We start from the raw sequence: 22,413 nt of genomic DNA, 5'->3' as shown, positions 1-22,413 counted from the left end.
GATGCGGCCGAGCCCCTCAGCAGGGCCGCCCTTTGAGACTACGGGTGCGTTTCCGTCCGCTGTCAAGGCTGTCCATACTGTGAGCCGTACGTCTCAAGTCGGTTGACGGCAAACCGGATGCCTGTTCCACTTGGCCCATGCATCCACAGCAGTGGCTGGTCAAGCGCTCCCACATCGACCTCGGTCGCGTGTGGTCCTCTTCCTGTTGAGCTGACCCACTGCGCGCCCTGATACACAGGGCGCCTTTCGCGTTCTCCCCCTTCTTCGCGCTCTTCACGTTCTTCGCCTTCACACGCGCCTTCCCCTCACCCAGCGCTTTCTCGCTTCCAGGAGACCGCTCTCCCATGCGCACACCTTCGCGCGCCCGAAACGGGCTCATCATCCCGTTCGCCCTCATCACGGCGGGCACTCTGCTGCTGACCGCGTGCGGCTCCGGCGCGGACAACACCGCTACGGCCTCCGCCGAGTCCGACGCGGTCCCCACCGCGGACGTGGTCTCCGCGATCGGGACGGACAAGGCGGCGGCCCGGCTCCTGCCGCCCGGCACGAAGACCCTGACCCTCGCCGTCAGCGTCTCCGGCCAGCCGCCCGGCACCTCGATCCTGGACGACGGCAAGACCCTCGCCGGCCAGGACGTCGACTTCGCGAACGCGGTCGCCAAGGTCCTCGGCATCAGGCTGAGGACCGAGCAGGCGAGCTTCGAGGCGATCCTGCCCGCCCTCGACAGCGGCAAGTACGACCTCGGCGTCGGCAACTTCGGCGTGACCGACGAGCGCCGCAGGACGATCGACTTCGTCACCTACATCAACGACGGCCAGGGCTTCGCCACTCGCGCCGACAGCAAGCTCACCAAGGTCACCGACCTGACCCAGCTGTGCGGCCTGAACGTGGCGACCGGCGCCGGCACGACGTTCGAGGCCACTCTCGAGGACAACAAGCACCTGTGCGACAAGCCGTACAAGGTGCAGACCTACAACGAGCAGGGCGCGATCTGGTCCTCACTGCAGCAGGGCCGCAGCGACGTCGTGATGTCCACGATCAACGGCCTGCGTTACGCGGTGGCCCATCAGCAGGGCGTGAAGTTCCTCAACGAGTACCACCGCCTGGACGTGGGCTTCGCCTTCAAGAAGGGCACACCGCTGACGAAGGCGTTCCAGGCAGCGGTGAACGACCTGATCGAGGACGGCACCTACGCCAGGATCCTGAAGAAGTGGGGGACGACGGGCTCGGCGATTTCCACGTCCCGGATCTCCCCTCCGGAAGGAAAGGATTTTTAGCGCACCGGACTGAGCCACCGTCAGATCCCAGCACCAGCCCGGCGTTGAGCAGCGGGTTCCTCTCCCCGCCCCGTTCACCCGTACGCTCCAGCCCTCACCCATACGCCGCGAAGAATCATATTTCACTCACAGTCAGCAGCCGTATGGGACACGACCCTTGGGGTACAAGGGCTCTCGACGTATTCGCCGTGCACCAGTACCGTCACAAACCCCCCGCGCGGCGGCTATTCACTTGGCGCGCGATCCGCATCATGGATGACCATAGGGATACAGAAGCAAGAGAAACCGCTGTGAGAGGAGGCGTCCATGGGATCGGTGCGCAAGGCTAGTGCTTGGCTGGGCCTCGTTGACGACAACGAAGACGAGCGTTACTACGACGACGACGGATACTCCGAAGGGACCGAGCCCGGGGATGCCTGGGTCACCGACCCCCGGGTCAAGGTGGCCTCGGATGTCGCCGAGGAGAAGGGCCGTCGCATCGGCACGGTGACCCCGGACAGCTTCCGGGACGCCCGCGCCATCGGCGAACTGTTCCGCGACGGCGTCCCCGTCATCATGAACCTCACCGCGATGGAGGCCGGCGACGCCAAGCGCGTCGTCGACTTCGCGGCCGGGCTGATCTTCGGACTGCGCGGTTCCATCGAGCGTGTGTCCACCCGGGTGTTCCTGCTGACCCCCGCCAACACGGAGATCGTGAACGGCGATCCGGGACAGCACCGCACGGACGGCTTCTTCAACCAGAGCTGAGGCAGGGCCGCTCACCCGGCCCTGCCCCCAGCGGGGTTCACCGGAAGGCATCCAGTCCGGTGAGCGCCTTGCCGAGCACCAACTGGTGCATCTCGACGGTGCCCTCGTACGTCAGCACCGACTCGAGGTTCGTCGCGTGCCGCATCACGGGGTATTCGAGGGAGATCCCGTTGGCCCCGAGGATCGTCCGCGCCGTACGGCAGATCTCGATGGCCTCGCGGACGTTGTTGAGCTTGCCGAAGCTGACCTGCTCGGGACGCAGGCGGCCGGCGTCCATACGCCGCCCCAGATGGTGGGCGAGCAGAATCCCCTTGTGCAGTTCGACCGCCATGTCGGCGAGTTTGGCCTGGGTGAGCTGGAAGCCCCCGATCGGCCGCCCGAACTGCTCCCGCGTCTTCGCGTAGTCCACGGCGGTCTCGAAACACGACCGCGCCGCCCCCATCGCCCCCCACACGATCCCGTACCGGGCGTGCGAGAGACAGCTCAGCGGCCCCTTCAGTCCCACGACCTCCGGCAGCACCGCGTCGGCGGGCAGACGTACGTCGTCGAGGACGAGTTCGCTGGTGACGCTGGCCCGCAGCGACCACTTGTGCTTGATCTCCGGCGCCGAGAAACCCGGCGTGTCCGTCGGCACCACGAAACCGCGGATCCCGTCGTCGGTCTGCGCCCACACCACGGCGACCCCGGCGACCGACCCGTTGGTGATCCACATCTTGCGCCCGTTCAGGACCCAGTCCGTGCCGTCCTTCTTGGCGTACGTCCGCATGCCGGCGGGGTCGGAGCCGTGGTCGGGTTCGGTGAGCCCGAAGCAGCCGATCACCTCGCCGGCGGCCATGCGGGGCAGCCAGGTCTGCTTCTGCTCCTCGCTGCCGAAGCGGTGGATCGCGTACATGGCGAGCGAGCCCTGCACCGAGACGAGGGACCGGATCCCGGAGTCGGCGGCCTCCAGCTCCAGACAGGCGAGCCCGTACTGCACGGCGGAGGCGCCGGCACACCCGTATCCGCTGAGCGACATCCCGAGGGCGCCGATCTGTCCGAGTTCCCGGGCGAGTTCCCTGATCCCCGGCAGCTCGCCCTTCTCGTACCAGTCGGCGACATGGGGCAGGACGCGGTCGGCGGCCCAGGTCCGCACGGTCTCGCGGATCGCGAGGTCCTCCGGTTCCAGGAGGTCGTCGATGCCGAGGGGGTCGGCGGGGTCGAACGGGGGCATGGCACATCCTCCGGCAGAAGGGGTCCAGCGGGTGGGCGACGGGAAACAGTGGGTGGCGACTGGGCGGTGACTGTGCAGTGACAGAAACTAGCACCGCTAATTTAGCTCCGTCGCCGACGTTACAGCGCGCCGTGCCGCACATCCAGACGCCGGTCAGGCGGAGACGCGCGACTCCGCGATGTCCCTGGGCGCCGGAAGCCCGACCGCCGCCGGGGCCTCACCGCACTGCATCGTGCGCGGCAGCCGCAGCGCCATCACCGCGCCCAGCAGCAACAACCCCGCACTCACCAGCAAGGTCACGTGCAGTCCGTGCACGAAGGAGTCCTGGGCGGCCCGGCGCAAGGCGACCCCGGCGGGACCGCCGAGGCGTCCGGCGACCTCGTAGGCCTCGCCCAGGGAGTGCCCGGCCGACCTGGACGCCGAGTCCGGGACACCGGGCACGCCCGACAGGCCGGGCGTGTACGCCGCGTTCATCACGCTGCCGAGCAGCGCGATCCCGATGCCCGCCCCGAGCTGGTACGAGGTCTCGCCGATCGCCGCGGCCCCGCCCGCCTGCTCCGGCGGGGCCTCGCTGAGCATCGACTCGTACGCCCCGAAGAGCGTCGTCTCCAGACCGAACCCGAGCAGTACGAACCCGAACACCAGCAGGCCCGTGTTGTCCGCGTCGCCCATCGCGGTGAGCAACAGCACGGCCACCGCCGTGAGGCAGAACCCGGCACACACCATCAGGCGCGGCCCGAACCGCCGCAGCAGACGCGCCCCGGCCAGCCCCGCCGTCATCGCGGCGATCGTCAGCGGCAGCAACCGCAGACCGGTCTCCAGCGGGGACAGGCCGAGAACCAGCTGCAGGTACTGTGCCGCGATCAGTTCGAGTCCGACCAGAGCGAGCATCGCCAGGACGATGCAGCCGACCGAGGTGCTGAACGCCGGACGCGCGAACATCCGCAGGTCGACCAGAGGATGCGCGAGCCGCCGCTGCCGCCGTACGAAGAGGAAGAGCAGTGCCGCGCCCACGACCAGCGGGATCGCGGTGAACACGTCGAGCTCTCCCCCGCCGAGCCGCTTCACGCCGAGCACGAGAGCGAACAGGCCGCCCGCGGCCATCAGGGCGCCCACGACGTCCCAGGGACCATCCGCGCTGCCCTTCGACTCGGGCAGCAGAAGACGGCCCACCGGCAGACTGACCAGCATCAACGGGATGTTGATGAGGAAGACCGAGCCCCACCAGAAGTGCTCCAGGAGGAAGCCGCCGAGCAGTGGTCCGACCGCGGCACCGACCGCGGCGACGGCGCTCCAGATGCCGATCGCGAGCGCCCGCTCACGCCGGTCGGGGAAGACCTGGCGGAGGATCGACAGCGTCGCGGGCATGATCATCGCGCCGCCGACGCCGAGCAGCGCCCGCGCGAGGATCAGCACCTGGGCGGTGTCCGCGACGGCGGCGACACCGGAGGCGACGCCGAAGAGGGCGTAGCCGAGGAGGAGGACTCTTCTGCGGCCCACGCGGTCGCCGAGCGTGCCGAAGAGGATCAGCAGCGAGGCGCAGACGAGCGGATAGACGTCGACGATCCAGAGCAGCTGTATCGCGCCGGGCTTGAGGTCCTCGGTGACGGCGGGTACCGCCACGTGCAGCACGGTCGCGTCGAGGGCGACCAGGAGCAGGCTCGTGCAGAGGACCACGAGGACGACCCAGCGGTTTGCACCGGCCCCGGCCGCCCGACGGCGCAGCAACGCGGCGGCCGTGGTCGTCCCGGACATGTACGTACCTCCCAGAAGTTCCCTGGCGTTCGGCGGGCACACGGGGTGGGGATCCCCATGATCTCGGCCGGAGAGGAGCGGTGGTCTCCGGCCCGCGCAGCGAACGGCGGGTGACACGTCAGCGTACGCGAGTTCGCGCGTCGGCCCAGTGGCGGACCTCTCAGACTTCCGGCAGAACACGTGTGGCGTACGCCACTTTCGCCGCCGGTCGTCACGCCCCGGCGGGCGGCCTCGGCGACCGGTCGATAATCGGACCCGTGACCGATCTTGGAACGCGCACCGAACCGACCCTGCGCCGAGCCGCCCCGGCGCTGCTCGGCTATGCGGCCGTACGCGCCCTGGGCCTCCTCACGCTGGCCCTGTGGAGCGGGGCGCGCGACAAGAGCGCGTACACCCTCCTGACCGCCCGCTGGGACGCCCTCTGGTACACGAGGGTCGCCGAACTCGGTTACGGCTACGAGGTGCGGCTGCCGAACGGCGACGTGCACTCGAACCTGGCGTTCTTCCCGCTCCTGCCCTGGCTGGAACGGCTGCTGTCCGCGGTGACCCCGCTGTCGTCCGCCGACGCGGGCTTCGCGGTGGCCCTGCTCGCGTCCCTGGCCGCGGCCTGGGGCGTCTTCGCGGTGACGGATCTTGTGTACGGCCGCCGGGCGGGCGTCTGCGCGGTCCTGCTGTGGGCCGTCCTGCCCGTCGGCATCGTCCAGTCGATGGCGTACAGCGAGTCGCTGTTCACGGCTCTGGCGGCCTGGTCGCTGTACACGGTACTGACCGGCCGCTGGGTGACGGCGGGCCTCCTGGCCTCGCTGGCGGGCCTGACCCGCCCGGTGGGCCTGGCGGTGGTCGCGGCGGTATGGGTGGCGGGAATCGCGGCGCACCTGGGCGATCGCCGAGACCGGACCCGAGCACAGGGTGCCTCCGGTATCGCCGCGCCCGCCCTGCGGGGGCCCGCAACGACTCCGCGCCGGGGCGCCGCCGAGCACACCCGGCACTTCGCGGGTCACCTGGAGCTCGACGAGGGGTCCGCCCCGAATGTGGTGGAGACGGACCCGGCCGCACCAGGAACCGGTCCACGCGGGAACAGCCCGTCCGCACCGGGAGCGGACACGCCCAGAACCGAGCCGGCGGCACCCGGTGCGTCCTCGCCCCTCGACACCCCCGGCACATCCGAAATCACCCCCGCCCTTCAGGCCCCCGGCAACCCCGCCGACAGCTCTTTCGAGCGGAGCCGAAGCGCGGCCGGGGCGAGCGGCGCCCCCGACACCGAATACGCCCCCATCGGCCGGACCCCGTCGTCCACGACCGAGCGCATCGCGGACGCGGACAGCGCACCCGACCCGACACGCGCCTCCGGGGTCGGGCCGTCACGCGCTCCCGACCCCGGCCCGTCACCATCCGCCTCCGGCAGCGACCCCGCCGTCCCGTCCGGAGCGGGCTCCTCACCCGCCCACACCCCCCGCACCGGCCCCGCAACGGCCCCCGCCGACCACCCCACCCCCCGCCGCGCCCTCGGCATGGCTCTCGCACCCCTCGGTGCCGCCGCCTACGTCCTGTGGGTCGGTCACCGCACCGGGAAGGGCCCGCTCGGGTATCTCGACGTACAGGCGGGCTGGCGGAACGGATTCGACGGCGGGTACGCCTTCGCCCGTTTCACCGCCGACAAGTTCACGTCGTTCCCGTCGGCCCTGGCCGGGGCCGGGCTGATCGTCGGCGTCGGGCTGGTGGTGTGGCTGTACGTCGTCTGCGCACGGCAGGGCCAGCCGCTGCCCCTCCTGGTGTACTCCGGCGTCGTCACCGCGCTCGCCCTGTGCGCGTCGAGCTACTTCGGCTCGAAACCCCGTCTGCTGATGCCCGCCTTCCCCCTGTTGCTCCCCCTCGCCCTGGCCCTGGCCCGCTCGAGGACCCGCAGGTCAGCCGTGATCATCACCCTGATCGCCACCGCGTCCGCCCTGTACGGCGCCTTCTGGCTGAACGGTTCCGGTCCACCATGATCGACTCGGGAGCGCCGATGAGCGCCCGGAGAATTCCACCCCATGATTCGGTGAACGAATTCATAAGGGCCATAAAACCGTGAGCCGGAATGATCAAAACAATTGCGGAGCGCAGCCGCCGCCTTTGCGGAATCCCTGGAAATAAGCACCCGGCTGAGAGGAATCCCACATCACATCGTCATCACAAAGCCGCTGATTCGCCAGGGATCAGAGCTCACTCGCTGTAACGTCGATTGGGTGCGTACCGAACGAAACCCCACCCGTCTGGACCGGGTGTTCGCCAGGCTGGACCGTGAGCCGGAACGGCCGGCCCACCTCAGCGTGCCGCGGACGAGCCGCCACCGGACCGTCCTCGTGGTCGCCGCCCTGGCCATCTACCTGGCGATCGTGTGGCTCGTGGTGACCACGTCGTGGCTGGTCCGCCTCGACTGGCAGGTCATGTTCTTCCGGCCGTACCAGCAGTGGGCGTCCATCCACTGGTTCGTCGACTACTACGTGGTGCTGGGCCAGCGCGGCCCCACCGCGGTGATGGTGGCGGCCTGGCTGGGCTGGCGTTCCTGGCGCCAGCACACCCTGCGCCCGCTGCTGACCCTGGGTGCCTCACTGCTGCTGCTGAACATCACGGTCGGCGCCGCCAAGTACGGCATGGGAAGGCTCGGACCGCACTACGCGACCGTGATCGGCTCGAACGAGATGGGCCTGGGCGGCGATATATTTCCCAGCGGCCACACGGCCAACGCCGTGGTGACCTGGGGAATCCTGGCGTATCTGGCCTCCACCCCGAGAGCCCGCCGCTGGCTGTCCGCGATCTCCGCGGTGACGTCGCTGGGCGTCGGCATGGCCACCGTCTACCTCGGTACGCACTGGCTGAGCGACGTCGTGCTGGGCTGGGTCGCGGGTCTGCTGATCCTGCTGGCGCTGCCCTGGTTCGAACCGCTGATCGCCCGCACCGAGGCCTACGCCTTCGACCTGCGCGACCGCTGGCGGGCCCGCGGCGGCGCGAAGGCCCCGGCCCCGGTCACCCCCGTCGCGGCCCCCGCGCCCGCCCGACTCAAGCCGCTCACCGCCCCGCAGAACGAGACGGCGGCCCGCGAGGCCGCCGTTCCGGCGCGTGGTCCCAGGTCGCCCCTCCATGTGGCGCCGGGCCCGCACACCAGCCGTTCGGAGCGCACTCCGGTCACCCCGCTCGGCAGCCGCCGACCGCCGCACCCGGACCGAATCGTGCGCGGCACGCCGTCCGCGGCCACCCGGCCGGTGGCCGGCGGCTGATCCGGCGCCTCGCGGCCGACGGGGCCGGTACGCACCACCACCCCGGGCATGACGTGGGCCCCGGTTCCCTTCACGGAACCGGGGCCCACGTCATGCGGTTCAGCCCTTCCAGGCCCGCGCCACGCGGCCGTCCTTCACCTCGAAGTTCAGCCGGCCCGCGCGGTACTCCATCGTGATGATCGCCCCCGGCGGCAGCGACCGGACCGTCGACCAACCCCGCTCACGCGCGGTCCGCTCGGCGGAGTCGGAGTCGAGGCCGACGTAGGTGTCCGGGCTGTCCTGGGGTTCGGTGGGCGGTGTCGGAATGGGTGCCATACCGCCACGCTAGGCCCTGCCCGGCGGTCGCGGAAGTCCGGATCCCGCACGCCTCCTGTCACGCTTCTGTCACAGGATGCCGCCACCCGTTCCCCTCGCGCTCCGTCACACGGACGGGCGTTTCCCCGGCCTTACCGCGGGTATTCGAACGTAATTTCCGTGTGTCGTACGACTTCCCCGAATGGCCTGCGAGAAGGCCTGTCCGAAAACCGGTCCGGTGCCTCTTTGCCGACCGATTCCGGACACGGCCTCACCAGCTGACGCCGCATAGGAAATACACGGTTCCAGCACAGAACTCCCTTACGCCCCCTGTCGCCATGTACGACGGCGCGAGCATCATGGCGTCAGCCGAGCGGAAGGGGCGAGCGATGGGGACGCAGACCGTGCAGGCGACGGCACGACCCGTGCGGACCAAGCGGCACGGGCGGCTGGTCGTGGACTGGCTGACCACCACCGACCACAAGAAGATCGGTCACCTCTATCTGATCACGTCATTCGTGTTCTTCCTGGTCGGCGGGGTCATGGCGCTGCTGATGCGCGCGGAACTCGCCCGGCCGGGACTGCAGATCGTGGACAACCAGCAGTTCAACCAGTTGTTCACGATGCACGGCACGATCATGCTGCTGCTGTTCGCGACCCCGAGCTTCGCGGGCTTCGCCAACGAGCTGATGCCGCTGCAGATCGGCGCCCCGGACGTGGCGTTCCCGCGGCTGAACATGCTGTCGTACTGGTTCTTCCTGTTCGGCGGCCTGATCGTGCTGGGGTCGCTGCTGGTGCCGTCCGGCCCGGCCGCCTTCGGCTGGTTCGCCTACGCGCCGCTGAACAACTCCGCGCACTCCCCCGGCGTCGGCCCCGACCTGTGGATCATGGGTCTCGCGCTGGCCGGCTTCGGCACGATCCTCGGCGCGGTCAACTTCATCACCACGATCATCGGGATGCGCGCGCCCGGCATGACCATGTTCCGGATGCCGATCTTCACCTGGAACACGCTGTTCACGTCGATCCTGATCCTGCTGGCGTTCCCGGTGCTGGCGGCCGCGCTGCTGGTCCTGGAGGCCGACCGGCGCTTCGGCTCACAGGTCTTCGAGGCGGACAACGGCGGGGCGCTGCTGTGGCAGCACCTGTTCTGGTTCTTCGGCCATCCCGAGGTGTACATCATCGCGCTGCCGTTCTTCGGCATCATCACGGAGATCATCCCGGTCTTCAGCCGCAAGCCGATCTTCGGCTATCTGACGCTGATCGCGGCGACGATGTCGATCACCGGTCTGTCGATCGTGGTGTGGGCGCACCACATGTTCGTCACCGGCGCGGTGCTGCTGCCGTTCTTCTCCTTCATGAGCTTCCTGATCGCCGTGCCGACGGGCGTGAAGTTCTTCAACTGGACCGGGACCATGATCAAGGGCTCGCTGTCCTTCGAGACGCCGATGCTGTGGGCGACCGGCTTCCTGGTGACGTTCCTGTTCGGCGGTCTGACCGGGGTGCTGTTGGCCTCGCCACCGCTGGACTTCCACGTCTCGGACACCTATTTCGTGGTGGCGCACTTCCACTACGTCGTGTTCGGCACGGTCGTCTTCGCGGTCTTCGGCGGGCTGTACTTCTGGTGGCCGAAGTTCACCGGGAAGATGCTCGACGAGCGGCTCGGCAAGATCCAGTTCTGGACGCTGTTCGTCGGCTTCCACACCACGTTCCTGGTCCAGCACTGGCTGGGTGCCGAGGGCATGCCCCGCCGGTACGCCGACTACCTCGCGGCGGACGGCTTCACGGCCCTGAACACCATCTCGACGATCGGCGCGTTCCTGCTCGGCGCCTCGACGCTGCCGTTCCTCTACAACGTCTGGAAGACCGCCAGGTACGGCGTGAAGGTGGACACGGACGACCCCTGGGGCTTCGGCCGCTCCCTGGAGTGGGCGACCTCCTGCCCGCCGCCGCGGCACAACTTCACGACCCTGCCCCGGATCCGCTCCGAGTCCCCGGCGTTCGACCTGCACCATCCGGAGTACGCGGCCCTGGCTCCGCAGCCCGAGCCGAAGAGCGAGCAAGCGAGCGGGCAAGCCGGCCGTGAGCCGTCCTGATCGCCTCGGTCAGCTCCGCAGGCTCCAGCACCTCGAACTCGAAGCCCGTCATCATCACGTGGATCACCATCACGTCGAGACTCGAGGCCCCGGTGTGCAGGAGGCAGCTGTCGGGTCCCTCCGCCTCCAGCACCCCGGCGCTCGGTGAGAGCCGCTCGGCGGCCTGTTCCTTGGGCACGAGCAGCCGTACGACCGCCTGCGAGGCGTACACGCGCGTGGAGACGCCTCGCGAGACGTAGGCGGCGAGATCCTCGGCGGGCGGAGTGCGGGGAGGGAACCGCGGGCCGTGCGGCGGCTTCGGGGTGATCCGGTCGGCGCGGAAGGTCCGCCAGTCGTCGCGGTCCAGGTCCCAGGCGACCAGGTACCAGCGCCGCTCGCTGCACACCAGGCGGTGCGGTTCGACGGTACGGCGGCTGGCGGCGCCACCGTGGTCGCTGTACTCGAAGCGCAGGCGCTCGGCGTCCCGGCAGAGGTTGGCGAGCTCGGTGAGGACACCCGGGTCCACGGCGGAGGGCTGGGGGCCGCGCAGCATCGGCACGGTGAAGGCGTTCAGGGCGCCCACCCGGCGGCGCAGCCGGCCCGGCAGGACCTGCTCCAGCTTGGCGAGGGCCCGTACCGAGGTCTCGCCGATCCCCTCGATCCCCTGCCCCGCGGCGGTGCGCAGGCCGACGGCGACCGCCACGGCCTCGTCGTCGTCCAGGAGCAGCGGCGGCAGCTCGGCGCCCGCGCCCAACTGGTAGCCGCCGCCGGTGCCGGGGCTGGCGTTGACGGGGTAGCCCAGCTCGCGCAGCCGGTCCACGTCCCGGCGCACGGTGCGCGAGGTGACGCCGAGGCGGTCGGCCAGGTCGGCGCCGGACCATTCGCGGTGGGCCTGCAGGAGTGAGAGCAGGCGCAGGAGTCGTGCCGAGGTCTCCAACATGGTGCCGAGTCTGCCAGCGCTTGCGGACAGAAGCTGTCCGCAAGCCCTCCTAGCTTGGAGTCATGGCAGACAACAGACCGCAGAGAACCGTGACATCCGACCGTTCCGGATCGACATCCTCCAGGCGCAGCTCGACGATCTGCACACCCGACTGGACCTCACCCGCTGGCCGGACGAGCTCCCGGACGCCGGCTGGGAGTACGGCGCCTCGCTGCCGTATGTCCGGGAGCTCGCCGCGTACTGGCGCGGTGCCTACGACTGGCGCAAGCACGAGGCCGCCCTCAATCAGCTCCCGCAGTTCGTCACCGAGATCGACGGTGCCCAGGTGCACTTCCTGCACATCCGCTCGTCCCGGCCGGACGCGCTCCCGCTGATCCTGACGCACGGCTGGCCGGGATCGGTCGTCGAGTTCCTCGGCGTGATCGGCTCGCTGAGCGAGGACTTCCATCTGGTGATCCCGTCCATCCCGGGCTTCGGGTTCTCCGGGCCGACACGCGCCAAGGGCTGGAACGTCAACCGGGTCGCCCGCGCGTGGGCGAAGCTGATGCACAGGCTCGGCTACGAGCGCTACGGCGCCCAGGGCGGCGACCTCGGCGCGCTGATCTCCCCCGCGCTGGCCCGGGTCGCGCCCCAGTCCGTCGTCGGTGTCCATGTGAACGCGGCTTCGGTCGGGTTCATCCCGCTCGGCCCGGTCGACGAGGAGGCGCGCAAGGGGCTGACCGACCGCGAGCGGCGCAGCCTCACGAGCATCGCCGAGTTCACCACGGACGGCTTCGGCTACAACGCCCTCCAGTCGACCCGCCCGCAGACCCTGTCCTACGCGCTCACCGACTCGCCGGTCGGCCAGCTGGCCTGGATCATGGAGAAGTTCCAGGCGTGGACGCACTCCTCGGCAGCGCTGCCGGAGGACGCGATCGACCGGGACACCCTGCTGACGAACGTGATGCTGTACTGGCTGACCGGCACCGCCGGTTCCGCGGCCCGCATGTACTACGAGAACAGCCATGTGCCGACTGGTTCCCGACGGCGAGCTCCCAAGTGCCGACCGCGGTGGCCAACTTCGGCGAGGACGTGGCGATCCGCCGCTGGGCCGAGCAGGTCAACACCGTCGTCCGCTGGACGGAGTTCGACCGCGGCGGCCACTTCGCGGCCCTGGAGGTGCCCGAGCTGCTGGCCGGTGACGTCAGGGAGTTCTTCGGCTCACTGCGGTGACGGGCACGCGGTGACCGACACCGACAGATCGTTGTCCCGCGTGTAGTACGGCCCGGCCTCCACCGGGCCGTACGCCGTCTCCACGCGTGCGCGTGGGTAGGTGAACACGGGCTTCTTGTCGGCGACGTCGTCGAGCAGCCGCGCGATCCGTACCCGCGGCCCGCTCTCGCCGTGCGGCCGCAGCCACAGGTCCCAGACCCCGGGTCCGAGTGCCGCGTACCCGACAGAGCAGCCGAACCGGGCCTCGTCCACGGCGACGTCGATGCGGCGGGCGGGACCCGGGGAGTGCCGGGGGCGCACCTCGGCGTGGGCGCCGGGGGCGAAGGCGGTGCCGTACAGCCGCCCGCGCACGGTCAGTCCGGCGCTGTCGACGCGCAGTTCGCCCGCCTCGGCGTGCGGGGCGCGCAGCCAGCTGCGGACGGTGAGGTTGCCCTGCCGGGTCGCGTAGGGGATGCGGACGGCGACGTGGCCGCGGGAGCCGCTCGGGGTGCGGGCGCCGAGCGCGCGCAGGTCGGTGGCGCCGGGCGCGAGGCGCAGCGGCTCGTCGTCGGCCACGCATACGTACGCGTCCCAGCGGCCCTCGGGCAGGGCAACGGTGCTGGGCAGGGCGGCGCGCAGCCGCCCGGCCGCGGCCGGGGCCAGGGGCAGTCCCACTTCCTCGTGGCCGTCGCGCCGGCGCAGCACCAGATGGGCCGTACGGCTCGCTCCGCCGGCGGTGACGTCGAAGGTCAGTCCGCCCGCGGAGTCGGCGACACAGTCGGCGCGCAGTTGTACGCCCTGCCCGGCGGGCATGGTCCTCCCGTGGTTCATGGTGCTCTGTCAGACCCTCGGGCACCTCCCTTGGTTGCGTGCGTCCGGTGACTCACTGCTGATACGGCAGTTGCGGAACGTCGAAGCACGTGCGGTCCATGTCGCCCTGGGAGACCCAGCCCCGGCCGTCCTGCCAGCGGGCCACCGAGAGACAGGTTCTGCGGGACTTCGGCGGCTCGGCCAGCCGCTCGAAGCGGACGGGGAGAAGCAGGCCGTCCGCGGTGTAGTCCTGGCTGTGGTTCATGTAGGCGTCGACGCACGCGCGCGTGACGCCTTGCGGCGTACACGACTTGGCGGCGTCCGTGAACCACTTCGCGGCCGCCCAGCCCTCCAACTGCCACTGGGAATGCGTTTCCAGGCTCTCGGTGGCGTCCCTGAACTCGCGCACGGCCGCAATGCCGCCGTCCTCGAAGCTCCGGCTGGACCCGGTCGCCCACAGGGCGTTGCGGCAGCGCGGGGCGTCCTTGTAGTCGTCCCGGACGGTGGACGTCCAGTTCTGCACGTTGGTGACCTTGGCGGTGACCTCGACGCCCGCCTTGTCCATCGCCTCGCACAGCTGCGCGTTGCCATGGCTGTCGACGGCGTCGAAGACCAGGTCGGCGCCCTGCTCCTTCAGGTCGGCCGCCACGGCACGGAAATTGGGCAGCGCGAAGTCGACCTGCTCGGTGACGACCTTGTACCCCTCGGCTTTCAGACCCTGCTCGACGAGCCGGGCGTAGGCGGCGGACGCGGCCTGGTTGTACGACACGACAGCCGCCGTACGGGCTCCGTGCTCACGCTTGAAATAGCGGTAGACCTCGGTGCCGCCGTACTGCTTCCCGCCCCAGCCGGTCGAGCCGGACCGGGGCGCGAGGCTGCCGTAGATGCCGTAGAGGTGCGGCCAGGTGTCGTAGGCGGCGCCGATGGGCTGGCCGCCGATGTCGGGCACGCGCGCGTGGGAGACGCGGGAGGCGCCGGCGTAGTCGAGGGCGGTGGTCGCGACCAGGGCAACCACCTTGTCCTCGTCGATCAGCCGGTGCACACAGGTGTTGTTGCCGACCCCGCTGCCGCCGTCGTCGCACTCGCGCACCTCGATCCGGCGGCCGTCGAGGCCCCCGCGCGCGTTGAGGCGCTCGAAGTACGCCTTGGCGCCGTCGCGCGGGCCGGTGAAGGCGCTGCCGCCGACCGGGCTGGTCGCGCTGGTGACGATGCCGACCCGGATCGGGGTGTCGTCCCGGGCGGGGGTCGCCCGCTCCCGGTCCTCGAAGTCGCTCTCCGGCAGCCGGCTGCCGCACGCCGTTCCCACCGTGAGCAGCAGGACCGCGAGGGCGGCCTCAGCAGCCCGGAAGAGCCGACGCCGTGGCATTGCCGCTCAACTGGACCAGCGCGCACAGGGTGTTGACGGACACCTTCCAGGTGCCGTCCTGTTCGACCGCCGTTCCGGAGGCGTCCGGCAGGGCGGTGGCGCCGTTCAGCATCAGGGTGTACGTCACGTCGGCCGCGGTCGGCTCGGTGAACCCGACCTTGGTGACCTTCGCCTGCACCTGTCCGCCGCGCTGGTCACCGCTGAAGGCCTGGAGCACCGGGCCCATCTCGTCACCGTTCTCCAGGACGGCCTGTTTGTCCTTGGTGGAGGTCTTCGGGTCGAAGAACTTCTCCCAGTTCGTCTTGATCTCCTGCCGGGCGGCGGCCGCGTCGGCGGGGCCGCTCGGCGACGGGGCCGCCGACGGTGTGGTCCGCTCCACGGAAGGCGTCGGCGGCGGGCTCTCGCTGCCGCCGCCGCTGTCGTCGCTGCACGCCGTGAGGGCCGCGGCGAGGACGAACCCCACCGTCATCAGCCCCCGGCTGCCGTTCCCCCACGTGCGGTCGCTCCCGAGAACCATCTGGCTCACCACCGGGTGTCGGTCCGGGCCGTGCGCGCCCGGTGCTTTCAGGGTCAGCTTGCAGAAGGCATAGTGCAAGCCATCGGCTGACATGGACAGACACACGACGTGTGGAGGCCAGAGATGCGGACAGCCCGACTGCGGACCGCTCACCCCGTCCTGTGGGCCGGCTGGGCCGCGCTCGCCGCGGGTGCGGTGCTGTGCGTCCTCGGCTGGTACGGCGTCTCGGGCGAGCGGTACGCCGAGCGGCAGCTGCCCTACCTCGCCTCCTGCACGGTGCCCGGCGCCGCGCTGATCGTCGCCGGGGCGGTGCTCCTCGCCCACGGCCGGGGCGCGCTCGCCGCCGCGCGCGTGGAGGAGCTGTACGGCCTCCTGGTCGCCGCCGAGCCCGCCGAAGCCGAGGAGTCCGCCGCGGCGGCCGGCGCGCCCCTGGCGGTCAGCGGGGACCTGCTGATGGTGCCCGGCGGCACCCTGTGGCATCGCGCGGACTGCCCGCTGGTCGCCGGGAAGGTGGAGTCGGTCCCGGTGGACGCCAAGCTCCTGGCGAGCGGCGAGCTGGGCCCCTGCCCGATCTGCGAGCCCGTCGAGGAAACCGACTGATGTCGTCGCTGACCTACGACCTCACCCTGGCCGGGTTGTCGGTCGGCAGCGCGGCCGCGCTCACCGGAGTCGGCCTGATCGTGACGTACCGCGCGACCGGGGTGCTGAACTTCGCGCACGGGGCGATCGCGATGGTGTGCGCGTACGTGCTGCGGCAGTGCGTGGTGGAGTGGGGCTGGCCGCTGTGGGCCGGGGCGGTGGTGACCCTGCTGATCCTCGCGCCGGCCCTGGGTGTGCTGCTGGAGCGTTTCGTCTTCCGGCCCCTGTCCGTCCTGGGCGGCGACCCGGCCCAGACGCTGGTCGCCTCCATCGGCGTCTTCGTGCTCCTGGTGGGCGGGGCCGCGCTGCTGTGGGGCCAGGGCGCCCGCGACGACGCTCCGGAGCTGCTGTCCGCGGATCCCTGGGGGCAGCTGGCGGTCGTCCTGGCCCTGGCGGCCGGGGTGGGCGCGATGATCCGCTGGACGCGCTTCGGACGGGAACTGCGGGCCGTCGTGGACGACCGCGGGCTGGCCGTGCTCGGCGGGATCGACGCCGACCGGGTGGCGGCGGCCGGCTGGGCGTTCGGGTCGTTCACGGCGGGCCTCACGGGCGTCCTGCTGGCCCCGTACGTCCGCCTGGACCCGTACGGGCTGCCGCTGCTCGTCATGGAGGTGGTGGCGGTCGCGGTGGCCGCGCGGATGCGCAGTCTGCCGGTGGCGGTGGTGGTGGCGCTGGCCATCGGGGTGGGGCAGAGCCAGCTGACCCGGCTGCACCCGTCGGGCCGGGGCGAGCCGTTGCTCCAGGCGGTGGGGGCGAACCTGTTCGTGGTGGCCCTGCTGATCGCTTCGTCGGTGCTCCCCCGCATCGGCACCCGGGACGTGCTCCCGCGCACGGCCACCGCGCGCGTGCCCACGCCCCAGGGCGCGTGGATCGTCGCGGTGGTGCTGTTCCTGCTCCCGCTGGGCTTCGCGGGCCCGGACCTGCACACGTCGGTCCAGGTCCCGGCGCTGGGCGTGGTGCTGCTCTCCCTGGTGGTCGTGACGGGCAGGGGCGGACAGATCTCCCTCGGACAGGCGGCCTACGCGGGCCTGGGTGCCCTGTTCACGGCCCTGCTGGCGGCGGGCCGCTTCCCGGGCCTGCCCCGCCTGCCGGAACTGGCCGCACTGGCGCTGGCGGTGGTCCTGGTGGCTCCCCTGGGCCTCCTGACCGGCTGGCCGGCGATCACCCGGCGGGGCCTGGCGCTGGCCCTGGCGACCTTCGCGGTCGGCGTCGGCGTGAGCCGCTTCGTCTTCGCCCAGCCGTACGCCACGTCCGGCCTGTCCCTGGGCCGCCCCGAGGGCTTCGACGGCGACCGCACGTACTACGTCCTGGAGCTGGTCCTGCTCGCGCTCGCCCTGCTGGCGACCCACGCGCTGCGCAGAGGCCGCACGGGCCGGGCCCTGGCCGCCCTGCGCGACCACGAGTCCGGCGCCTCGGCAGCAGGCGTCCGCGTCCCCGCCCTGAAGCTCCTCGCCTTCGTGGCGGGCGCCGCGTTGGCCGCCCTGGGCGGCGGAATGCTCGGCATGGGCCTGCGCGCCTTCGATCCCACCGCCTACGACCCCGTCCGCGGCCTCCTCTGGTTCGCCGCGGTGGTCGTCCTGGGCGCCGACAGCACCCTGGGCGCCCTGGGTGCGGCGGCCCTGTTGGTCGGCCTGGACGCGGGGGCACGGGGAGGGGTGGCGGCGGCTCTGATCGGAGTGCTGGCGGTCCTGGTGGGCCGCTTTCCCGGGGGGCCGTACGAGGCGGTGCGGGCGGTGGCGGGAAGACTGCGGCCGCCCCGGTCGACAGCCCTGACCCCACTCGGAGCGCGGGTGAGACGGCGCCTGTGCCCACCTGGCCTCGCACAGCCCCAGGCACCGGCTCCGCCCCGGGCACCCGCACCCGCCCACCGACCCCGCGCGGGTGGTACCGCAGGCCGGGCAGTCCTCACCACCCACGACCTCCAGGCCCGCTACGACGGTTTCACCGCCCTCGACGGAGTCGACCTCACCGTCCCACCCGGCCGGATCACCGCGATCATCGGCCCCAACGGTGCGGGCAAGAGCACCCTGTTCCACTGCCTGGCAGGCACGATCCGGCCCAGCCGAGGCCAAGTCCGCTACGGCGACCGCGACATCACCCGCCTGTCCCCCCACGCCCGCACCCGCCTCGGCATCGCCCGCACCTTCCAACGACTCGCCGTGTTCCCGACGTTGACGGTGGCCGAGAACATCCAGGTGGGCGCGGAACAGGGCCATGTCCCGGACCCGGCCGCGGTGGACCGCGCTCTGAGGCTGTTCCAGCTGGACGGCCCGCTGCGCGACGCCCCCGCCGCCCACCTCCCCACCGGCACCCTCCGCCGGGTGGAACTCGCCAGAGCCCTCGCCGGCTCCCCGAACGTCCTGCTCCTCGACGAACCCGCCGCCGGCCTGGACACCGCCGAGGTGAGCGCCCTGGCCCGCGTCCTCAGGGCCCTCGCGGCGGACGGCACCGCCCTCCTCGTGGTCGAGCACGACCTCGACCTGGTCGCCGGCCTCGCGGACGTCGTGCACGTGATGACCGCGGGCCGCATCGTCGCCTCCGGCCCCCCGGCCCGCGTACTGGAGACGCTCGAGGCCCGGGAAACCGCCGTATGACCGCCAGGACGGCCGTCTCCCTGCGCCACGCGCGCGTGCGCTACGGCCCCCTGGAGGCCCTGCACGGCGTCACCCTCACCGCCCCCGGCCTCACCGTCCTGCTGGGCCGCAACGGCTCCGGCCGTACGACGGTCTTGCGCGCCCTGGCCGGGACGGTACCGCTCACCGACGGCAGCGTGGTGTGGGACGGCACCGACGTGACCCGCGTACCGGCGTACGAGCGGGCCCGGCGCGGTCTGTGCCTGGTCCCCGAGCGCCGGGCGGTGTTCGGCTCCCTCACCGTGCGCGAGAACCTCGAACTCGCCGCTGCCACGCCCGACCCGGCCCTGGACGCCTACCCGGAACTGGCCCCGCTGCTCCCCCGTCGCGCCGGCACCCTCTCCGGCGGCGAGCAGCGCATGCTGGCCCTGTCCCGTGCCCTGCTGGGACGCGCGCGCGTGGTCCTCGTCGACGAGCCCGCGCAGGGCATGTCCCCCACGGTCGCGGCCCGCACGTACGAACTCCTCGCCGCACTGGACGCGTGCGTGGTCGTGGCCGAGCAACGGCTCCCACCCGCGCTGCACGGCCGGACGGCGATCGTGTACGAACTGCGGCGGGGCTCGGTCGTGTTCAGCGGGGAGGCGGCGGAGCTGCGGCACGGGCGAGAGCGACGGTGATTTTCGGCCACCCACTTCATTCCGTGATTTCCTGATTTGTCGACCAGTGGTCATAGCGATCCACGACCCACTTCCCGTGACCAACTTCCCTGAATTTCCCGGGGAATTGACGTTGAGTGCGCGAATCCATACGTCCTGTGACCCTGAGCTGTGGTTGGTTCGATTCCGTTCGCCGTGGGGCGTGACTCCCGCCACAGATCGCCCGTTGTCTCCTTCATGAGCCCGGGACCCGCCCGGTTCACGGGCCGGGAGCCACCCGGCCCCACCACGCACCACTTCCCGAGGGAGCCACCCGTGCCGCGCATGCTCGACGTCAGCGACGAGGTACGCGCTGAGATCGGCGACGAAGAAGCCGACCGGCTGCTCGCCGGAGACAACGCCCCCGGCAGCTACGACTGCACGTCCTGCCGCACCCAGGGCGACTCCGAACAGGAGCGCACCAGCACCGTCCTGTTCATCGGCGACGAGACCGCCGTCCTGGCCTTCGCCCACGCCTCCTGCCTGCCCTCCCAGATCGTCCAGGTCACCGAGGAGCAGCTCCAGGGCGCGGTGAAGTCCATCACCGGCGACACCGTCGACCTGGACCCGGAGAAGGTCGTACCCGAGCAGGCCGTACTCGGTGTGACCAGCGGACTCGTCCTGATCGCCGGGGAGCTGCACCCGGCGCTGGTCGTGGAGCCGACCGGGCCGATCGCGCGGCCGGGCGCGACGGGAGGCGGCGACGACTTCCTGCCGCTGCTGATCGAGCAGGGCTTCATGCCGCTGACGTCGATCGAGTCGGTGCCGTCCGTGCTGCACGGGTGGTCGGTGCTGCTGGCGGTGGGGCAGCTGCACGCGGTGCTCCAGCCTTCGGCGAACGGCGGGCAGCCGGTGGCCTGGTGGCAGGCGCACCAGCCGCTCCAGGTGACGGAGAGCTGGCGGGCCGCCGCCAACAAGCACCAGCAGGTGCTGATGTTCGCCGCGCCGGTGGGCTCCATCGGACGGCAGCCTCGCGAGGACCTGCTGCGGGACGCACTCGACAAGGCCGCGGCGAACGGCAAGTTGGTCGCGGCCGCGATGCCGCTCGCGGGGACGTGAGGACGCCGGACCGCATCCCCGAGCTCCCGGTGTCGTTTGGACATACGTGCACCCATACGACGCTCCGCGCCGGTTTCCCGGCGGACCATCGGCCACGCCGATCTACGACGCGCTCTACTCCGAGTACGTCAAGGCCTTCCGTTCGCTGCCGGGCGACCGCAGCGGCGAGGAGGAGCTGGGCTTCACCGCGTTCGGGAACACCCTGCACACCTCGGGCTCGTTCAGCAGCTCGTACAGCGCCTACAGCGCGGGGGCGTTCAGCGCCCGCCAGCAGTCGCAGTGGCAGCGGGTGGGACACATCGGACAGCAGCAGACCGGGACGCAACAGACCGGGACGCAGCACACCGGGATGCAGCACGTCCCGGCGGCGCTGCCACCCGGCCGGCGCAGAGGGATCTGACACATGAGGAAGGGCGGCCCCCAGCGGGGCCGCCCTTCCTCATGTGTACGTCACTGCCGGTACGTCACTTCTTCTTCGCGCCGCGCTTCTCGCGCACCCGCACCGAGATGTGGATCGGGGTGCCGTCGAAGCCGAACTCCTCGCGCAGCCGGCGCTCGATGAAGCGCCGGTAGCCCGCCTCGATGAACCCGGAGGCGAACAGCACGAACCGCGGCGGCTTGGTGCCGGCCTGGGTGCCGAAGAGGATGCGCGGCTGCTTGCCGCCCCGGATCGGGTGCGGGTGGGCGGCGACCAGCTCGCCGAGGAAGGCGTTCAGGCGGCCCGTCGGGACCCGTGTCTCCCAGCCCGCCAGCGCCGTCTCGATCGCGGGGACCAGCTTCTCCATGTGACGGCCGGTCTTCGCCGAGACGTTGACCCGCGGCGCCCAGGCGACCTGGCCGAGCTCGGTCTCGATCTCCCGCTCCAGGTAGTAGCGGCGCTCCTCGTCGAGGGTGTCCCACTTGTTGTAGGCGAGGACGATCGCGCGGCCCGCCTCGACGGCCATCGTGACGATCCGCTGGTCCTGCACCGAGATGGACTCGGAGCCGTCGATCAGGATGACCGCCACCTCGGCCTTCTCGACGGCGGCGGCGGTGCGCAGCGAGGCGTAGTAGTCGGCGCCCTGCTGGAGGTGGACCCGCTTGCGGATACCCGCGGTGTCGACGAACTTCCAGATGACACCGCCGAGTTCGATCAGCTCGTCGACCGGGTCGCGGGTGGTGCCGGCGATCTCGTTGACCACGACCCGCTCCTCGCCGGCCACCTTGTTCAGCAGCGAGGACTTGCCGACGTTCGGGCGGCCGATCAGCGCGATCCGGCGGGGGCCGCCGACTCCGGTGCCGAACGTCTGCTCGGGCGCCTCCGGCAGCGCCTCCAGAACGGCGTCGAGCATGTCGCCGGTGCCCCGGCCGTGCAGCGCGGAGACGGGGTGCGGCTCGCCCAGGCCCAGGGACCACAGGTACGCCGCGTCGGACTCGCCGCTCAGGCCGTCGACCTTGTTGGCCGCCAGCACGACCGGCTTGCCGGCCTTGCGCAGCAGCCGTACGACCGCCTCGTCGGTGTCGGTGGCACCCACCTTGGCGTCCACGACGAACACGACGGCGTCGGCGGCCTCGATCGCGTACTCGGCCTGCGCGGCCACGGAGGCGTCGATGCCGAGGACGTCCTGCTCCCAGCCGCCGGTGTCGACGACCTTGAAGCGGCGCCCCGCCCACTCGGCCTCGTAGGTGACGCGGTCGCGGGTGACGCCGGGCTTGTCCTCCACGACGGCCTCACGGCGCCCGATGATGCGGTTCACCAGAGTCGACTTGCCGACATTCGGGCGCCCGACGACGGCGAGCACCGGCAGCGGGCCGTGGCCGGCCGCCTCGATGGCACCCTCGATGTCCTCGGGGTCGAAGCCCTCTTCCGCGGCGAGCTCCATGAACTCCGCGTACTCGGCATCGCCAAGCGCCCCGTGGTCGTGCTCCTCGCCCGAGCCCTCGGAGTGGATGTGGTCGTTCATGAAGTGCGTACCTCGTTCATCGTGGTGATCGGTGGACCGCCGGCCCTTTCGCCGGATCGGTCCACTAC

Annotated in this window: 17 protein-coding genes and 2 pseudogenes; 11 read left to right on the top strand and 8 right to left on the bottom strand. The window is 71.2% G+C overall.

Annotated elements, in window-relative coordinates:
- The first annotated feature begins 344 nt into the window (after positions 1-344).
- Together ACZ39I_RS26725 and ACZ39I_RS26720 are read left to right on the top strand one after the other, a co-directional pair.
- Positions 345-1,277 (top strand): ABC transporter substrate-binding protein, encoded by a 933-nt coding sequence (locus ACZ39I_RS26725; protein WP_467247042.1) that lies wholly within the window; start codon positions 345-347, stop codon positions 1,275-1,277.
- Positions 1,278-1,583: 306 nt separating this feature from the next.
- A complete protein-coding gene (locus ACZ39I_RS26720) occupies positions 1,584-2,024 on the top strand; it encodes a cell division protein SepF (RefSeq protein WP_467247041.1) in 441 nt (146 codons plus the stop codon).
- Between the two features lie 37 nt (positions 2,025-2,061).
- Here the strand turns inward: ACZ39I_RS26720 and ACZ39I_RS26715 are convergent, their stop codons facing one another.
- A complete protein-coding gene (locus ACZ39I_RS26715; protein WP_467247039.1) occupies positions 2,062-3,234 on the bottom strand; it encodes an acyl-CoA dehydrogenase family protein in 1,173 nt (390 codons plus the stop codon).
- A gap of 153 nt (positions 3,235-3,387) precedes the next feature.
- The gene (locus tag ACZ39I_RS26710) at positions 3,388-4,989 is read right to left on the bottom strand and encodes an MFS transporter (RefSeq protein ID WP_467247037.1); all 1,602 of its coding nucleotides are present in this window, start codon (positions 4,987-4,989) and stop codon (positions 3,388-3,390) included.
- A gap of 257 nt (positions 4,990-5,246) precedes the next feature.
- Between ACZ39I_RS26710 and ACZ39I_RS26705 the strand changes: the two genes are divergently transcribed.
- Both ACZ39I_RS26705 and ACZ39I_RS26700 read left to right on the top strand, forming a co-directional pair.
- Positions 5,247-6,977, top strand: a complete 1,731-nt coding sequence (locus ACZ39I_RS26705; RefSeq protein WP_467247035.1) for a mannosyltransferase family protein — start codon at positions 5,247-5,249, stop codon at positions 6,975-6,977.
- A gap of 237 nt (positions 6,978-7,214) precedes the next feature.
- Entirely contained in the window at positions 7,215-8,246 is a 1,032-nt protein-coding gene (locus tag ACZ39I_RS26700; protein WP_467247034.1) for a phosphatase PAP2 family protein, read from the top strand.
- A 99-nt stretch (positions 8,247-8,345) separates the two neighbouring features.
- Here the strand turns inward: ACZ39I_RS26700 and ACZ39I_RS26695 are convergent, their stop codons facing one another.
- Positions 8,346-8,561 carry an I78 family peptidase inhibitor gene (locus tag ACZ39I_RS26695; RefSeq protein ID WP_467247032.1) on the bottom strand — a complete coding sequence of 72 codons (216 nt, stop codon included), beginning with the start codon at positions 8,559-8,561 and terminating at the stop codon, positions 8,346-8,348.
- Between the two features lie 317 nt (positions 8,562-8,878).
- Here ACZ39I_RS26695 and ctaD point away from each other — a divergent pair.
- Positions 8,879-10,501: pseudogene (ctaD, locus tag ACZ39I_RS26690) on the top strand (aa3-type cytochrome oxidase subunit I); the annotation flags it as partial.
- On the opposite strand, the gene ACZ39I_RS26685 reads toward ctaD, so the two are convergent.
- Positions 10,500-11,552 carry a helix-turn-helix transcriptional regulator gene (locus ACZ39I_RS26685; protein ID WP_467247030.1) on the bottom strand — a complete coding sequence of 351 codons (1,053 nt, stop codon included), beginning with the start codon at positions 11,550-11,552 and terminating at the stop codon, positions 10,500-10,502. The pseudogene ctaD and the gene ACZ39I_RS26685 overlap by 2 nt on opposite strands.
- Positions 11,553-11,646: 94 nt before the next feature.
- Here ACZ39I_RS26685 and ACZ39I_RS26680 point away from each other — a divergent pair.
- Positions 11,647-12,764, top strand: a pseudogene (locus ACZ39I_RS26680) (epoxide hydrolase family protein).
- Here the strand turns inward: ACZ39I_RS26680 and ACZ39I_RS26675 are convergent.
- The 3 genes from ACZ39I_RS26675 to ACZ39I_RS26665 all read right to left on the bottom strand — a co-directional run bounded on the left by ACZ39I_RS26675 (position 12,753) and on the right by ACZ39I_RS26665 (position 15,436).
- Positions 12,753-13,556 (bottom strand): hypothetical protein, encoded by an 804-nt coding sequence (locus ACZ39I_RS26675; RefSeq protein WP_467247028.1) that lies wholly within the window; start codon positions 13,554-13,556, stop codon positions 12,753-12,755. The pseudogene ACZ39I_RS26680 and the gene ACZ39I_RS26675 sit on opposite strands and share 12 nt — an antisense overlap.
- Before the next feature lie 70 nt (positions 13,557-13,626).
- Complete coding sequence (locus ACZ39I_RS26670) at positions 13,627-14,919, bottom strand: ABC transporter substrate-binding protein (protein ID WP_467247026.1); 1,293 nt, start codon at positions 14,917-14,919, stop codon at positions 13,627-13,629.
- Entirely contained in the window at positions 14,888-15,436 is a 549-nt protein-coding gene (locus ACZ39I_RS26665; protein ID WP_467247024.1) for an MTB12 C-terminal domain-containing protein, read from the bottom strand. The genes ACZ39I_RS26670 and ACZ39I_RS26665 overlap by 32 nt, the downstream gene beginning before the upstream one ends.
- A gap of 123 nt (positions 15,437-15,559) precedes the next feature.
- Here ACZ39I_RS26665 and ACZ39I_RS26660 point away from each other — a divergent pair, with 123 nt between their 5' ends.
- The 5 genes from ACZ39I_RS26660 to ACZ39I_RS26640 all read left to right on the top strand — a co-directional run bounded on the left by ACZ39I_RS26660 (position 15,560) and on the right by ACZ39I_RS26640 (position 20,802).
- Entirely contained in the window at positions 15,560-16,036 is a 477-nt protein-coding gene (locus ACZ39I_RS26660; RefSeq protein WP_467247022.1) for a hypothetical protein, read from the top strand.
- On the top strand, positions 16,036-18,669 hold the full coding sequence (locus ACZ39I_RS26655) for an ABC transporter permease subunit (RefSeq protein ID WP_467247020.1): 2,634 nt from the start codon (positions 16,036-16,038) through the stop codon (positions 18,667-18,669). The genes ACZ39I_RS26660 and ACZ39I_RS26655 overlap by 1 nt, the downstream gene beginning before the upstream one ends.
- Positions 18,666-19,325 (top strand): ABC transporter ATP-binding protein, encoded by a 660-nt coding sequence (locus tag ACZ39I_RS26650; protein WP_467247018.1) that lies wholly within the window; start codon positions 18,666-18,668, stop codon positions 19,323-19,325. Before ACZ39I_RS26655 ends, ACZ39I_RS26650 begins: the two co-directional genes overlap by 4 nt.
- A gap of 294 nt (positions 19,326-19,619) precedes the next feature.
- Positions 19,620-20,402, top strand: a complete 783-nt coding sequence (locus ACZ39I_RS26645; RefSeq protein WP_467247016.1) for a hypothetical protein — start codon at positions 19,620-19,622, stop codon at positions 20,400-20,402.
- A gap of 46 nt (positions 20,403-20,448) precedes the next feature.
- Complete coding sequence (locus ACZ39I_RS26640; RefSeq protein ID WP_467247015.1) at positions 20,449-20,802, top strand: hypothetical protein; 354 nt, start codon at positions 20,449-20,451, stop codon at positions 20,800-20,802.
- A 64-nt stretch (positions 20,803-20,866) separates the two neighbouring features.
- Here ACZ39I_RS26640 and der read toward each other — a convergent pair whose 3' ends face one another.
- Positions 20,867-22,345: a ribosome biogenesis GTPase Der gene (gene der / locus ACZ39I_RS26635; RefSeq protein ID WP_352390834.1), complete on the bottom strand. Its 1,479-nt coding sequence runs from the start codon at positions 22,343-22,345 to the stop codon at positions 20,867-20,869.
- Between the last annotated feature and the right edge of the window lie 68 nt (positions 22,346-22,413).

The organism is Streptomyces sp. NPDC024687, from assembly GCF_055559055.1.
The sequence above is the reverse complement of the archived record's forward strand: the minus strand, read 5'-3'. Positions and strand labels throughout refer to the sequence as shown.

Bases quoted from the DNA above. Each gene is read 5' to 3' on its own strand.
- ACZ39I_RS26725 (WP_467247042.1), top strand. From the start codon at position 345: ATGCGCACACCTTCGCGCGCCCGAAACGGGCTCATCATCCCGTTCGCC.
- ACZ39I_RS26720 (WP_467247041.1), top strand. From the start codon at position 1,584: ATGGGATCGGTGCGCAAGGCTAGTGCTTGGCTGGGCCTCGTTGACGAC.
- ACZ39I_RS26715 (WP_467247039.1), bottom strand. From the start codon at position 3,234: ATGCCCCCGTTCGACCCCGCCGACCCCCTCGGCATCGACGACCTCCTG.
- ACZ39I_RS26710 (WP_467247037.1), bottom strand. From the start codon at position 4,989: ATGTCCGGGACGACCACGGCCGCCGCGTTGCTGCGCCGTCGGGCGGCC.
- ACZ39I_RS26695 (WP_467247032.1), bottom strand. From the start codon at position 8,561: ATGGCACCCATTCCGACACCGCCCACCGAACCCCAGGACAGCCCGGAC.
- ACZ39I_RS26685 (WP_467247030.1), bottom strand. From the start codon at position 11,552: ATGTTGGAGACCTCGGCACGACTCCTGCGCCTGCTCTCACTCCTGCAG.
- ACZ39I_RS26675 (WP_467247028.1), bottom strand. From the start codon at position 13,556: ATGCCCGCCGGGCAGGGCGTACAACTGCGCGCCGACTGTGTCGCCGAC.
- ACZ39I_RS26670 (WP_467247026.1), bottom strand. From the start codon at position 14,919: ATGCCACGGCGTCGGCTCTTCCGGGCTGCTGAGGCCGCCCTCGCGGTC.
- ACZ39I_RS26665 (WP_467247024.1), bottom strand. From the start codon at position 15,436: ATGGTTCTCGGGAGCGACCGCACGTGGGGGAACGGCAGCCGGGGGCTG.
- ACZ39I_RS26660 (WP_467247022.1), top strand. From the start codon at position 15,560: ATGCGGACAGCCCGACTGCGGACCGCTCACCCCGTCCTGTGGGCCGGC.
- ACZ39I_RS26655 (WP_467247020.1), top strand. From the start codon at position 16,036: ATGTCGTCGCTGACCTACGACCTCACCCTGGCCGGGTTGTCGGTCGGC.
- ACZ39I_RS26650 (WP_467247018.1), top strand. From the start codon at position 18,666: ATGACCGCCAGGACGGCCGTCTCCCTGCGCCACGCGCGCGTGCGCTAC.
- der (WP_352390834.1), bottom strand. From the start codon at position 22,345: ATGAACGACCACATCCACTCCGAGGGCTCGGGCGAGGAGCACGACCAC.